Origin of the sequence: Enterococcus sp. DIV0008 (genome assembly GCF_050542615.1) — a bacterium.
Classification (GTDB): Bacteria; Bacillota; Bacilli; order Lactobacillales; family Enterococcaceae; genus Enterococcus_D; species Enterococcus_D innesii.
In genome coordinates this window covers 2668945-2683931 of the sequence record NZ_CP172937.1, presented here as the reverse complement: position 1 = coordinate 2683931, position 14987 = coordinate 2668945, and the positions used below count along the sequence as shown (strand labels likewise).

The 14987-nt window shown below is 41.4% G+C and carries 12 protein-coding genes; 11 read left to right on the top strand and 1 reads right to left on the bottom strand.

The genetic code is table 11. The annotated features are described in order from the left end of the window. The first annotated feature begins 5 nt into the window (after positions 1 to 5). The 4 genes from IGI84_RS12595 (at position 6) to IGI84_RS12580 (ending at position 5180) form a co-directional block, all read left to right on the top strand. Entirely contained in the window at positions 6 to 953 is a 948-nt protein-coding gene (locus IGI84_RS12595; RefSeq protein ID WP_086291760.1) for a carbohydrate ABC transporter permease, read from the top strand. A 30-nt stretch (positions 954 to 983) separates the two neighbouring features. Beyond that, positions 984 to 2720 carry an ABC transporter substrate-binding protein gene (locus tag IGI84_RS12590; RefSeq protein WP_086291761.1) on the top strand — a complete coding sequence of 579 codons (1737 nt, stop codon included), beginning with the start codon at positions 984 to 986 and terminating at the stop codon, positions 2718 to 2720. Positions 2721 to 2893: 173 nt separating this feature from the next. Then, positions 2894 to 4360 carry an alpha-L-fucosidase gene (locus tag IGI84_RS12585; RefSeq protein WP_220426418.1) on the top strand — a complete coding sequence of 489 codons (1467 nt, stop codon included), beginning with the start codon at positions 2894 to 2896 and terminating at the stop codon, positions 4358 to 4360. A gap of 10 nt (positions 4361 to 4370) precedes the next feature. After that, on the top strand, positions 4371 to 5180 hold the full coding sequence (locus IGI84_RS12580) for an alpha/beta hydrolase (protein ID WP_220426417.1): 810 nt from the start codon (positions 4371 to 4373) through the stop codon (positions 5178 to 5180). An 81-nt stretch (positions 5181 to 5261) separates the two neighbouring features. Here IGI84_RS12580 and IGI84_RS12575 read toward each other — a convergent pair whose 3' ends face one another. After that, positions 5262 to 6479 carry an amidohydrolase family protein gene (locus IGI84_RS12575; protein ID WP_220426416.1) on the bottom strand — a complete coding sequence of 406 codons (1218 nt, stop codon included), beginning with the start codon at positions 6477 to 6479 and terminating at the stop codon, positions 5262 to 5264. A 229-nt stretch (positions 6480 to 6708) separates the two neighbouring features. Here IGI84_RS12575 and IGI84_RS12570 point away from each other — a divergent pair, with 229 nt between their 5' ends. The 7 genes from IGI84_RS12570 to IGI84_RS12540 all read left to right on the top strand — a co-directional run bounded on the left by IGI84_RS12570 (position 6709) and on the right by IGI84_RS12540 (position 14986). Next, complete coding sequence (locus IGI84_RS12570; protein ID WP_200125462.1) at positions 6709 to 7122, top strand: RDD family protein; 414 nt, start codon at positions 6709 to 6711, stop codon at positions 7120 to 7122. Next, positions 7100 to 7393: a hypothetical protein gene (locus tag IGI84_RS12565; RefSeq protein ID WP_220426415.1), complete on the top strand. Its 294-nt coding sequence runs from the start codon at positions 7100 to 7102 to the stop codon at positions 7391 to 7393. Before IGI84_RS12570 ends, IGI84_RS12565 begins: the two co-directional genes overlap by 23 nt. A 50-nt stretch (positions 7394 to 7443) precedes the next feature. Further along, entirely contained in the window at positions 7444 to 9771 is a 2328-nt protein-coding gene (locus IGI84_RS12560; protein WP_220426414.1) for a glycosyl hydrolase family 65 protein, read from the top strand. 11 nt (positions 9772 to 9782) lie between these two features. Next, positions 9783 to 11060, top strand: coding sequence for an extracellular solute-binding protein (locus IGI84_RS12555; protein ID WP_194195135.1), 1278 nt, complete (start codon positions 9783 to 9785; stop codon positions 11058 to 11060). 62 nt (positions 11061 to 11122) lie between these two features. After that, a complete protein-coding gene (locus IGI84_RS12550) occupies positions 11123 to 12031 on the top strand; it encodes a carbohydrate ABC transporter permease (protein WP_008380619.1) in 909 nt (302 codons plus the stop codon). Positions 12032 to 12036: 5 nt separating this feature from the next. Next, a complete protein-coding gene (locus IGI84_RS12545) occupies positions 12037 to 12873 on the top strand; it encodes a carbohydrate ABC transporter permease (protein ID WP_016612747.1) in 837 nt (278 codons plus the stop codon). Then, positions 12860 to 14986 carry a glycoside hydrolase family 65 protein gene (locus tag IGI84_RS12540; protein ID WP_220426413.1) on the top strand — a complete coding sequence of 709 codons (2127 nt, stop codon included), beginning with the start codon at positions 12860 to 12862 and terminating at the stop codon, positions 14984 to 14986. The genes IGI84_RS12545 and IGI84_RS12540 overlap by 14 nt, the downstream gene beginning before the upstream one ends. Position 14987 lies beyond the last annotated feature (1 nt).

The window sequence follows — 14987 nt, the reverse complement described above, 5'->3', positions numbered from 1 at the left end:
TAGTCATGGAATTATCAGAAAATCTCAATCGAAAACGAACCAAAAAGAAAACAAAAGAAGCGCGCAGCAAAGGCGACGTCGCATTTACGATTTTAAACTATACATTTTTTGTTTTGATCACGTTGATTTGCGCTTATCCCTTTTATTATCTGATCATTAATTCAATCAGCAACAACGAATTAAGTGCATTAGGCGATGTTCGGTTTGTACCAAAAGGGATTCATTTTGAAAATTATCGACAAGTATTTCAATTAAGCGGATTGACCGCTGCGGCCATCGTATCGGTTGCCCGAACAGTCATTGGTACGGCTTGTACAGTACTAGCTTCTGCTTTTCTTGGCTTCATGTTCACGCAAGAAAAAATGTGGAAAAGAAAATTCTGGTATCGGTTTATCATTATCAGCATGTACTTTAATGCAGGACTGATCCCAATGTTCATCACCATGAAAACCCTTGGTTTAACAAATAACTTTTGGGTCTATATTTTGCCGGCGATTGTTCAACCATTTAATATCATTTTGGTGAAAACCTATATCGAATCGATTCCAAAGTCGCTACAGGAAGCAGCTGAAATCGATGGAGCAAACATTCTGCAAGTTTTCTTCAAAGTCATTTTGCCAAACTGTATGCCGATATTAGCAACTGTTGCAATTTTTTCGGCAGTTGCTCAGTGGAATTCATTCCAAGATACATTGATTTATATCACCGATCAAAGCCTTTATTCACTGCAATATCTGCTGTATACCTATATTAATCAAGCCAATTCACTAGCCCAGATGGTCAAAAATTCCGGCGGTGCGCTATCTAGTGTGGCCTCGGCAGCCACGACACAAACACCTACATCGATTCGGATGACCGTTTCAGTGATCGTTGTGTTACCAATTATGTTTATTTATCCGCTTTTCCAACGGTACTTTGTAAAAGGAATCATGTTAGGAGCGGTCAAAGGGTAGATAATAACAAAACAGGAAGGGGAAAAACAAATGGAAAGCAAAAAATGGTTGAAAAAAACAGTAATGGGTCTCGTATGCGGGGGAGCCTTGCTCGGGTTAGCTGCCTGCGGTTCATCGAATGAATCTTCGAATGAAAGTTCTAATGATAACAGTGAAACACTAACGATCGATGTCTACAATAGTGTTGCTAATTATATGGGCATCCAAGGCGGATGGTTTGGTGAATTAGTTAAGGATAAGTTCAATATTGAGTTAAATATCATTGCGCCTAATGTCGCAGGTAACGGTGATACCTTGTATCAAACTCGTACCGCAGCCGGTGATTTAGGTGATTTGATTATCATCAATAATGGAAAAGAGTACAATGAATTGGTACAAGGCGGCTTACTGTATGAATCATCCGAATTGTATGAATCAATGGAGAACTTAAAGCAGTATGATGGTGCTGTCCAATTTTTGAATGAAGGACAAGATGGAATTTATGGTTTTCCAACAGAGGTTTCCACTTCTGCTCCTGATACTTCTTCTGAAGGACTTGATTTGAATGTAGGGCCTTACTTGCGCTGGGATCTTTATAAGGAAGTCGGCTATCCAGAAATGAATACCTTGGAAGATCTGCTTCCAATCCTTCAACAAATGCAAGAAGCCAAAGGGACAACCGAAGATGGTAAACGCGTCTATAGCTTCTCCTTGTTCAGCGATTGGGACGGTGATTCCATGTCAAATGCAGTTCAATTAGCCCAAATGTATGGCTATAATACAGTAGGATATGCATTGGCGAGAGCTGATGGTAGTGATATCCAAGGGCTGTTGGATGATGATTCAGAATATATGCGTGCGTTGAAGTTTTATTATGAAGCAAATCAAATGGGGCTAGTTGATCCTGAATCTACGACGCAAAATTATGACACTCTTTATTCAAAATTCCAAGGCGGCCAAGTTTTGTATTCGTGGTTCCCATGGTTAGGTCAATCTGCTTACAACACGACCAAAAATATGGATGAAGGTGTTGGGTTCATGCTGGCACCGATCAAGGATCAAAAAAATTATTCTGATGGTGCTAAAGTCAACGGTGGAAATCTTTTCATTGGCATCGGTTCAAATGCAGATGATCCACAAAGGATTTCTGAATTTATCGATTGGCTATACTCCCCAGAAGGAATTATGGCGAATTCGTCTCAAACCGTCGGTGGTTCCGGTCCAGAAGGATTGACTTGGGAAGTCGGCGAAGATGGTGCGCCCGTATTAACAGATTTCGGGAAAGAAGCATTGATCGATGGCGATGCAGATGTACCAGAAGAATTTGGTGGTGGCAGTTATAAAGACGGTGGTTCAGCATTGAATTTCAACTCTGTCTTGCTGATCGATGAAAACCCAAATACGGGCTATCCTTATAATTTCAATCAATGGGATTCGTATGCAGAAGCCACTTCTAATGCATTGAAAGAAGACTGGTCGTCTCAAATGGGCGGTGCTTCAAGTGCCATCGAATTTTTACAAGAAAATGATCAAATCATGGTAGCACCAGGTGCTACATTTGTTACCCCAGAAGATAGCTCTGAAATTTCTACGCTACGAAGTCAGATCGGATCAACGATCAAAGAATTCTCATGGAAAATGGTCTTTGCTTCTAACGAAGAAGAATTTGAACAGTTAAAAGATGAAATGCAGAAAACCGCAATTGGTTTAGGTTATGAAGATGTCTTGGCTGTTGATATTGAAAATGCTGAGAATCAAAATAAAGCAAGAGAAGAGATTATGAAATAAATGACAGCGAATCTGTACGAACCGGTTGCTTAAATTGCATAAGAAGAAAGTCTGGCAGAAAACGAGTTGACGTTTTTTGCCTCTCTTTCTTTTTAAGTAAAACTAGATAACGATACTAGCTGTCTGAAAAAAATATAGCAGTGATTCGCTGCTTTTCACAAGGAGGATGATCCATGATCACGATCGAAAAAATCAAACAAGTCGCGCACCAAGGCCCCTTTTTCCCAAATTGGCAGTCATTGGGCGCTTTTGTTCTACCAGAATGGTTCCCCAAAGCAAAATTCGGGGTCTTCATTCATTGGGGATTGTATAGTGTTCCTGCATTTAATAACGAGTGGTACTCCAGAAATATGTACATCAAAGACCATCCGGAATACGATCACCATATCAACACCTACGGTCCACAAAAAAACTTTGGCTACAAAGACTTTATTCCCATGTTTACTGCAGAAAAATTCGATGCAAATGAGTGGATTCGACTGATCAAACAAGCCGGTGCCAATTATCTTTTTCCCGTTGCAGAACATCACGATGGGTTTCAGATGTACAAAAGCGAGCTGTCTGAATGGAATGCGGCAGTTATGGGACCGAAAAAAGATATTCTTGCGGAATTAAAAGAAGCAGCTGAGGAACAAGGCCTGCATTTTTGCACATCATCTCATCGTGCCGAACATTGGTTTTTTATGGGACACGGTAAGGAATTTGACAGCGACATCAAGGAACCGTTAGAAAAAGGCGACTTTTATTGGCCTGCTATGCCAGAACCTGATAATCAAGATTTGTATAGCGAGCCATATCCATCAAAAGAGTTTTTAGATGATTGGCTACTGCGAACTTGTGAATTAGTCGATAACTATCAACCAGAGCTGCTCTATTTTGATTGGTGGATCCAACACGAAGCCTTCAAGGAGCACCTGCAACTTTTCGCTGCTTACTATTACAATCGTGGGGCTGAATGGGGCAAAAAAGTTGGTATCTGCTACAAACACGATGCCATGATGTTTGGTAGTGGTATTGTGGAGATCGAACGGGGAAAATTTGCCGAACCACAACCTTTTTACTGGCAAACAGATACAGCGATCGCTCGTAATTCATGGTGCTATACCACAACGTTGGATTACAAACCAACGCGTGAGATTTTACAGGATTTGATCGAAGTCGTCAGTAAAAATGGCAATCTCCTTTTGAATATCGGGCCGAAAGGGGATGGTTCGATCCCAGAAAAAGATCAAACGATCTTAAAAGAAATCGGTGCGTGGTTGGATGTAAACGGTGAAGCCATTTATGAAGCGAAACCATGGCGCAAAGCTGGGGAAGGACCCACGACCGTTGTCTCAGGCCAATTTCAAGAGGCACAGGCGACGACATACACGAGCCAGGATTTCCGCTTTACGGTTCAGGGGGATTCGTTGTATGCTATTGGCATGGCAAGTCCTGAGAATGGACACGCAAGGATCCAAGCACTGGCCCAGTCTAAAGATCAAAATTTGCCAGAATTTCACGGCATCATCCAAACCGTGACGATTCTAGGATACGAAGAACATTCTGTTGATTGGCAAGTGACCGATGAAGGCTTGCAACTAACTTTTGAACCAATTGAAACCGACCAACCAATTGTCTATAAAATTACAATGAAATGAGGCGCAATCCGTGATACATGAAAAAATAACCGCACTTTTACCAGAAAGCCAAGCCAGTTTAACTACCTATGTCGTCGAAAATTCTCCTGAAATGGAACCAGATCGTGTCCGACCGGCGGTCATCATCTGTCCTGGCGGCGGCTATGAAATGTTGTCGGATCGTGAAGCGGAACCTATCGCCATCAAAATGATGAGCTTTGGTTTCCAAGCCTTTGTGTTGCATTATAGTATCAAACCGGCTGTCTATCCGTTAGCCCTAAAGGAATTGGCGGCTGCCGTTCGTCTTGTGCGCACCAATCATGAGGTCTGGCACGTCGATCCTGAAAGAATCATTGTTGCCGGTTTTTCAGCTGGTGGTCACTTAGCTGCTAATCTGGGTGTGTCTTGGCAGCAACCTTTTCTAGCAGAGGCTTTACAAGGAGCCAATGAAGAATGGCGACCTAACGGGTTACTGTTGAGTTATCCAGTATTGTCTAGTGGAGAGCTTGGGCATCAAGATTCCTTCCGTTCATTATTAGCAGATCGCTATGAAACAGAAAAAGCCGCTTTGTCTTTAGAGACTTTAGTCAATGAACAGACACCGCCGACGTTTCTTTGGCATACGTTAGAAGATGGATTAGTCTTGGCGGAAAACAGCCTCCTTTTTGCCGAACAGCTGCGCAAATTTAATATACCTTATGAGCTGCACATTTTCCCTCGGGGCGGTCATGGACTAAGTTTAGGAACACCGGAAACCGCCAACAGCGATCAATACGGGATCGAAGCGTCGGTTGTCCGTTGGCCAGAATTATTTGCTGATTGGGTGAAGTGGAATTTTTGAGAAACGTTTTAAGGTCGGAAGAAATAAGCCATTGTCTGTTGAGTTCAGACAATGGCTTTTCTTTTGTTGCTATCAGATAGTTTATTCAGCTGAAAAGACAACCGTTCCTCGATAAAAACTTTTGCTGACGAAGCCTTTACGGGCAACAAATTCTGCCGTACAAGCAGCTGGTGTCAGTAAGAAATCAGCCGAATCACCAACCTTAGGCCATTGCTGCGCACCGTTTTTATCCAATGGCACTTTGCCATCCGTGACTAAACCTAATGCTTGCGTCAAGTCTTCCTGACTTTTGACGGCAAATATCTCTAAATAGCGGGCCAGTTTTTCTTGTAAAGAACCATCTCCTAGAGAAGACCAGGAATCATAGACGTTGTCGCAACCAATATGAACAGCAACGCCATAGCATTGCAGTTCCTTAAGTGGCGGAATCGTGCCAGGGCTGATGGGAATACTTGAAATGATGTGGATCTCTAAATCTGCTAACGCTTGAAAGACTTCTTTGCGTTCTGCGCCTTCAAAGTCATTTAGACCAAAGGCGTGACTGATGGCCACTTTTCCTTGCATATTGAATTCCTTCGTCAAACGAATCATTTCTTTGACGGTCGCTCTGCCAGCTTCTTGCCGATCATGAAGATGGAGGTCAATACCGACATGCCCTTTTTGAGCAAGTTCAAAAGTTGTCTGTAAGGAAGTTTTATAATCTTGATCGAGTGTATACGGATCAACACCGCCAATAAAAGAAGCTTTGCCCGTTGCTAAGGCTTCTTCAATCAAAGAAGCAGCATTTGAACGCAATAAGCCATGTTGTGGGAATAAGACCAACTCCGAGCCAAAAGGTTGTTCGGCAACTAATTCGGTAATTGCATCAAAATAACGCAGCTGAGTCATTGGTTCAATATCAATATGTGAGCGGAACATCACCGCACCATGAGGCAGTTCTAAATCGATTAGCGCTTGTCCGCGTTCTTTGATCGATAACGGCAAGGCATCTAATTGGGGAATCTCAGTTTCAAATCGTTCTACCAAGCTAGCTGCCGGCGTTACTGGACGCCAAGGAGTACCTAATTTACTTTTGTCCAAATGACAATGTTTTTCGATCAATCCTGGCAACAATAACTGATTTTCCCCATCAATGATCGTCGCTTCGCTTGATGCCTGCCATTCGGTCATCGGCACGATCTCCGCTATTTTTCCATCATTGATCCCGATTGCTGTATTTTCTGTTTTGGTTCCATAAGACCAATCGCCTTCTTTTAAATAACTCGTCTCAAGTTGTACATTTGTAAGCCATAAATCCAAGAAATCGCCTTCTTTCGTGTTTGCTTCATGGTATCACAAGTAAAGCTGGTTCCCAACCAAATCGCTTGCAAAAAAACAGACAATCTAAAACGTTTTAGTGTTTACGCGATTTTCCATTAGGAAATCGGAAAAAATAAAAATTATTTTTTATGAAAACGCTTGAATAGAGAAAAAATGTCTGGTAATATGTGGATATAACGAAAAGGTTTTCGAAAAGAGGGGGACAAATATGCTGTTACTAAGATTGCTAGCATTTTTGATTGATTGCATGATCATTTTTTTACCAAGTACCATGCTTAGCTATCTCCTAATGGTACCTGCTGGAGTAACGATTGTCTTGCCACAACTTCTCTTTGTGGTCTACAACATGATTTGTTTGAGTAGCTTTGAGGGGAAAACGATTGGCAAACATTTTGCGAAACTCGTTGTTTTTACGAATCAACGTAATATATTAACTGTAGGAATGAGGGAAGTAGCAAAATTGCTCTACTTTTTACCAATGATCGGTTGGTTGTTTTTCACTGGTTCTTTCTTCCTCTATCTAGGTACGAAAAAAACGTTACACGACATTTTAGGACAAAGTGTAGTGGGGTTCAATAAGAAACAGGGGAATGATCAGTATGAACGAAACCTCCTTCGATGAGTTGTTAACAGGGAATCCTTTATTGGAGATCAATACACAAGCGCTACTTTTGCTAGTTATTTTTGCTTGGGCTATTGCTAGTCTTATTGCTTGGAAGTGGCGAAACGAATACCAAGCCGCAAAAATAATTAGAGATTATGCTTACTATGCGCCACTCCACTTGATCGTAGGATGGGTGTTTCTTAACGCAGCAATTGTCCTAGTAATTGGTAGTTATTTCATGGGCTTGATTGTACTTTTGTTTCGGTCCAATAACTATTTTTATAAATAAAAAATTTTTGAAAGAAACTAAAACGTTTTCTGAAGAAATAGGAGGAAGAAATGGAGACAGCGATGCAGTATTTAAAAGAAGACCCTTGGAAAATTACGGAAAAGACCTTTGATACAAAATGGTTAGGCAAAGCAGAAGCCATCATGTGTTTGGGCAACGGGTATCTGGGGATGCGCTCTGTGACAGAAGAGAAATATGTTGGCGAAACGCGTAATCTTTTTGTTGCAGGAACCTTTAATAAATTCGACGAAAATGAAGTGACTGAGCTTCCTAATGTGCCGGATATGATTGGAATGGAGCTCCTTTTTGATGGCGAACGATTAGATTTATCAAAAGGCAAATATTCAAACTATTCACGTGTCTTAAATTTGAGAACTGGGGAACTCACGCGCTCCTTTCAATGGAAACATGGTCAGATTAATGTCGAACTGACCTTTAAGCGATGTGTTTCCTTTGCCCAAAAGCATGTGTTTGCGCAACAAGTGCTGGTCGAAAATTTAGGAAAAGAAGTCACGTTGGAAATTATTTCTGGTATTGACGGACAAAAGACAAATAGCGGCTCGCAGCATTTTACTGAAGGTGACAAATCATTAACAGAAAATCGTTTCTTACAAATGATGCCAAAGACCACTCAATCTAAGATCGCCTTTGTTCTTTCGACAGCACATAATCTAGAAAAAACAGAAGATTGCTATGATGGAACGAAGAAGCGGATCGAGATGGGAAGACGGAAAATCTACAATCGTTACTGGCAAACCTTGGCACCTAATGAGACGTTGAAGCTTGAGAAGTTTTCTTCTGTTTATACCACGATCGATAAAGAGCATTTAGGAAAGACACCACAAGATTTGAAGAAGATTGCCCTTGAAGAGCTGAAAGAGATTCGCAAAAACGGCTATCAGGAATTAGCAAAAGCTTCAGCAGCGGCATGGGACAAAGAAGTCTGGTCCGTCTTTCCAATCAAAATCAAGACAGAGAACACACTAGATCAATTAGCGATTCATTTTGCAAAATATCATCTTCATGTGATGACACCAGCCCATGACGAACGCATGAACATAGGTGCCAAAGGCCTATCTGGGGAAGGGTACAAAGGACATACCTTTTGGGATACAGAGATTTTTATGCTGCCATATTTTACCTTCACACACCCAGAAATCGCCAAAAAATTAGTGACTTATCGCTATTTAGGTTTGGCTGGTGCCCATAAAAAAGCTACTGAGAACGGCTATCAAGGCGCCCAATTTCCGTGGGAAGCTGCTTGGCCTGAAGATGGTGAGACTACGCCAGTTTGGGGCGCTGCGGATATCCTTACGGGCTTACCAACGAAAATTTGGTCAGGATTTATTGAACAGCATATTACCAGTGATGTCACCTACGGCATCAAACAATTTATTGATGTAACGAATGATCAACAATTTGCATGGGAAAAAGGTTATGAAGTGATTTTTGATACGGCGATCTTCTGGGCGAGTCGTTTAGAGTGGTCCGAAGAAAACCAGCGCTTTGAAATTTTAGACGTAGTCGGACCAGATGAATATAAGGAGCATGTCGATAACAATGCTTTCACGAATCATACTGCGCACTGGAACATTCAATTAGCTATTTCATTGTATGAAGAGTTGAAAAAGAACCAGCCAGAACATTTTGCGAAACTAGCTGAAAAATTACCATTAAATGAAGCTTATCAAGAATGGCAAACAAAAGTAGCTGCTATTTATTTACCGCAACCGAATGAAGCGGGAATCATCCCGCAAGATGATACCTATTTGACGAAAAAAGAGATCGATCTCACGAAATATAAAAATGATTCGCAGGTAGGCACACTGTTCCATGAGTATAACTTAGAACAAGTCAACGAGATGCAAGTTTCGAAACAAGCGGATGTTCTTTTGCTCTTGTTCTTATTTGAGAACCTTTTTCCAAAAGAAGAGAAACGGTTGAATTGGGATTACTATGAGCCGAAAACGTTGCATGATTCTTCCTTATCCTTATCGACACATGCCATCCTCGCTGCTGATTTAGGGGAAATAGCACTTTCTTATGATCTGTTTCAACAAGCAATCAACATTGATATGGGAGAAAATATGCTGTCTTCTAATGAAGGGATCCATGCAGCATCACTCGGCGGTATTTGGCAAATGACGGTCTTCGGCTATGGCGGTGTCCGTTGTTTAGACGGCCAGTTAAGAATCGAACCACATTTACCAAAGGCTTGGGAAGCACTTGAATTTGGTATTATGTGGCACCAACAGCCATTAAAGATTGAGGTCACACAGGAAGGTTTTACGGTCACCAACCATGGGGAGCAAGCGATTGAGTTTATCGCTTTTGATAAGGTTTATCTGCTTGAAGAACAAATCAAAATCACTTTTTAGGGGGAAATAAAATGACTGGATGGAAAAAAGTAGTAGGAACAGGGCTTCTATTGTCTGGAGCAGTGGTGCTGGCAGCTTGTGGGGGAAACGAAGACACCAGTAGTTCGACAGATCAGACGGATTTCACAGGGGATTCGTTAACGATCGGTGTTTGGGGTGGCAACGAGGCAGAAGAAAAATCGTTGGATGAGATGATCCAATCTTTTGAAGAAACAACGGGTGCAACAGTTGAAAAGAAAGTATATACCGATTATAATACCCAAATTCAAGCTGACATGGCTGGTAGAACGGCACCAGATGTCTTTTACGTGGATGCCTATATGTTCCCATGGTTCTCAGAGAATGGCACACTTGCAGAGCTGGATCCGGCTAATTTTGAAAGTGAGCAGTTTTATGATAGCTTGATCGATGCTTTTACGACTTCGGATGGACAACTGCAAGCTGTTCCCAAAGATATGTCAACTTTAGCACTCTATTTCAATACAGCGATTTTTGAAGAAGCGGGTGTGTCGATCGATGAAGTGCCAGACACACTTGAAGCGTATGTTGAGTGGCTGCCGTCGTTCCAAGAAAAAATCAATGAGGCATATGGTGACGGAAATGTTTTTGCCATGAGCTATAACCAAGATATGGCTCGCAACTATCATCTTGCAACGCGGGAAAATGCTCAACCAATCAATGAAGATGGGACGGCTAATTTGGCTGATCCAGCAGTAGTTGATAATCTTTCGATTTTAAAAGAGTTGGTCGATACGAAAGCAGCTGTTACACCGCAAGATATCGGAACAGGTTGGAACGGCGAAGCTTTTGGTTCTGGAAAAATTGCGATCATGGATGAAGGAAACTGGGTGTATGAGACACTTAAGACAGAATTTCCTGATATTCCTTTTGTTGTAAAAGAAATGCCAACGTATAAAGGAACGGAAGGGTCAATGATGTTTTCTGTCGGTTGGGGAAAATATGTTGGGACTGAAAAAAGTGGCTTGGCAGATAAATGGATTCAACACGCTACTGGTCAAAGCGGTATGCAAGCATGGGTTGAAGGAACCGGGACATTACCTAGTCGTCAAGATGTAGCAGATGCGGCCAAAATCACAGAAAACAGTGACTTGAATGTTCACCTAGAGGCTTGGGATTATGCAACGATTTGGCAAAAGGGCACCACTTTAGATACGATCAACAAAGCCTATCAAAACTTTTTACCGAATGCTTTAAATGGAAACATGACCTTTGAAGAAGCAATGGAAGCTGCTGATGAACAAGCGAACGCAGATATTACAGCAAACTAGTCTGAATTTGAACGAGGGAGAGGAACTCCTCTCTCTTTTCTTTTGGGAAAGGTGACAACATGATGGAACGAAAAAAAACTAACTATACAAAAAGCCAATGGCAAGAAATCCGACAAGCGTGGCTCTTTCTGGCTCCAGCAATCATTGTCGTAGGAATCTTTTTCGTCTTAGCTGTTCTCTTTGCTTTTTATCTATCTTTCAACGACGTCAATTTGTTTACCAATACATTTTCTTTTAAAGGGATAGAAAATTATTTACGTATCTTCACCGATCAAAAAGCGCGAATCGCTCTTAGAAACACGGCCACGTTTGCCTTGGTCGTCGTTCCGTTACAAACGATTTTTGCTTTGATTATCGCGTATATTTTAAGCAGCAAAGGAATCAAGGGGAAGAAACTGTTTCGGATGGTTTATTTTTTGCCAACTTTAACCTCTAGTTCAGCATTGACGATCATCTTTATGTTTATTTTTAATATTTACGGTCCAGTCAATGACTTATTTATGAATTTAGGATTTTACTCAGAACCAATCAATTTTTTACAAGAACCGGCCTATGCGTTGAAAGTGATTATGGTAATGAATATCTGGTCGACCGTGCCTTATTATATGACGATCTATTTGGCTTCTTTAGTTGATCTGCCTCATTCTTTGTACGAAGCAGCAGAGATCGATGGTGCGACAACCGTGGATAAATTACGGTATATCACGATTCCTTATCTACGCCCAATCACTACCTATGTACTGCTGACGGGGATCATTGGTACCTTTCAGATGTTTGACCAGGCGTATATCTTCTCGAACGGATCAGGGGGACCCAACAATTCGACTCTGACCTTGTCACTAATGATTTACCAATACGCCTTTGGACAAATGAACACGATGGGGTATGCGGCAGCATTAGCGATCGTTTTAGCAATTATTATCTTTATCACGTCACTTTTAGCAGAAAAATTGAACAAAGAAAGAGGGTAACGTCCGTGAGAGGAAAAGAGAAAACAAAAATTTTAAAGATCTTGCTCTATACGATCTTGATTCTTTATGCAGTACTGACCTTTTATCCTTTTGTCTGGGCAATTGCTGCATCTTTCAAACCCTATAGAGAAATTGTTTCTGGGGATATGAGTTTGATCCCCAATGAGTTTACTTTAGACAATTTTCGATATGTCTTGGGGCGCTCTTCTTTGTTTATGCGCTGGTTTCTAAACTCCGTGATTATATCCGTTATTGGAACGACCATCAATATTTTATTAAATACGATGGCAGGTTATGCCTTAGCAAGATTAAATTTTCCGGGGCGTGAACGAATTTACTATGGGTTTTTGGCATTGATGATGGTGCCAGCTCAGGTTTTGTTGATTCCAAATTACTTAATCTTGATGAATCTAGGAATGTTAGATAGTTTTTCAGCGTTGATTTTACCAGCTGCGATCAACATCGGGAATATCTTTATGATGCGTCAATTCTTTTTATCTTTTCCAAAAGATGTGGAAGAAGCTGCGGCAATCGATGGTCTCGGCAGATTTCAAACATTCTTTCGTATCGTGATGCCATTAGCAAAACCATCCATCGCAACCCAAGCTGTCTTTATTTTTATGGGCTTTTGGAATGAATTCATGAAACCAATGCTCTATTTGACCACGCCAAGTAAATATACTTTGACTCTAGGGTTGCAGACTTTCCAAAGTCGAAATGGTGGTGTACGATGGGATCAGACGATGGCGGCAAGTGTGATCACGATCATTCCCATTGTGATCATTTACTTGCTGTTCAACAAATATTTCTTACAAGGAGTGCGAATGGATGGCGAAAAATGATTCATTTAAAGTAAGTGCAGAGGAACTTTCTCATCAAACCCCTGAATACTTAGAAACATTGTTTGCAGTTGGCAATGGTCAAATTGGCGTGCGGGCAGGGCATCCTTTAAAAGTTAATGAGCTTTACGGGGGGAATCCGGGCTCCTTTGTTAACGGTTTTTTTGATAGTGAGCCGATTCAATACGGTGAATGGGCATACGGCTATGCCAAAGAGCATCAGACGATCATCAAGCTGCCGAATCTAAGAGGCGTACGTTTACAGATTGGTGACGAGGACTCTAGTGCTTCAGAATGGCAAGTAAAGCCTATACAAATGACTTTGGATTTGGAAAAAGGCGTGTTGGATGAATCCTATAAACTAGTAACGCCACTAGGTAAAACTTTTGAATTGGTGATGCAGTCGTTTGCCTCTGTGACACGAAGTGAGCTCTACGTCTGTCAGTATCAAATTAAGAACACCAATTTCTCAGAGCCAATTTCCATGACACATCCGTTAGAACAAAAAGCAGCAATTGTTCAAACAGATGATCCTCGGGTTGCCAGTAAAGCACATCACTTACGAAAAGCTGATTATCAGGATTATGCGATTTGGACTGCTGAAAATAGTCAACGAAGTATAGCAATTCGAGTGATCAATGGCGAAAAGCAATTACAAGCAGAGGAAACGCTTACGGCGGTTTTCCAAATGAAACTACTTGAAGATAATCAAAATCACGAAACACCTTTTAACCAAGAGTTAGCCGATTTTGAAGTTCTCTTGCAAGAGCAGCAACAAAGTTATCAGCAATTTTGGGCGGCAAGTGATATCCAAATCGAAGGAGATCCAGTTCTTCAAAAAGGCATTCGGTTCAATTTGTTTCATTTGAATCAAGGTGCGGGGCGAGACGGCAGAACAAATTTCGCAGCCAAAGGATTGACTGGCGAGGGATATGAAGGGCATTACTTTTGGGATACGGAAATGTATCTGTTGCCATTTTTTATTTTCACGAACCCTGAAATAGCCAAGGCATTGCTTTCCTATCGCGGGAAGATCTTGCCGCAAGCCAAACAACGGGCGCAGGAGCTAAGCCAAGAGGGTGCTTTGTTTGCTTGGCGAACAATTGATGGAAATGAGACGAGTGCTTATTATCCAGCGGGAACTGCCCAAGTCCATATCAATGCGGATATCGTTTATGCATTCCAATTGTATGAACGAGTGACTGGCGACCAGGCATTCATCGAAACGGTTGGCAGTGATGTTGTTTTTGAAACGGCGAAATTCTGGTTGAGCTATGGCGATCTAGTAGAAAAAGAGGGCAAGCTTGCCTTTTGCATCAATGGAGTGACTGGACCTGATGAGTACAGTGCCCTTGTTAATAATAATTTTTATACGAATAAAATGGTTCAAAATAATCTTTACTACGCAATTGAGTTAGCACAGCGGTATGGTAAATACCAAGAAACAATTAGTGCTTGGCAGCAAGCAGCCGACTTAATGTACTTTGGTTACGATGAACAGCGAGGGATTACGAAGCAAGACGATGGATTCTTAGAACAAGCAGTCTGGCCATTTGAAACTACACCTGCTGAAAAGTATCCTCTCCTGCTGCATTATCATCCAATGGTCATCTACAAACATCAGGTCTGTAAACAAGCCGATACGGTTTTGGCCCAAATGCTTTATACAGGAGATTTCAGTCTTGAGCAATTAAAAAAAGATTATGATTATTACGAGCAAGTAACGACGCATGATTCTTCCTTATCTCGTTCTATTTTCAGCGTGATGGCGAGTCGAATTGGGGACTCTGAGAAGGCGTATCGTTATTTCATGGATACGGCTTTGATGGATTTAACGGATTTACAAAAAAATGTTGTCGATGGCATTCACGCAGCCAATATGGGGGGAAGCTGGCTGAGCTTGATTTACGGATTTGCTGGTTTGTATTACGATCAAGGGTTGCGATTAGCGAATCACTTGCCACAGAAAATAAAAGAACTAAAATTTACGCTCTTTTATCAAGGAGAACCTGTTAAAATCAATTTAAAGGATCAACGTATTGACTGTCAGTTAGCGGAGGAAACACGATTGATCGCTAGTAAGACTGATGGTGGTATCTGGATAAAGGAGAGATAGC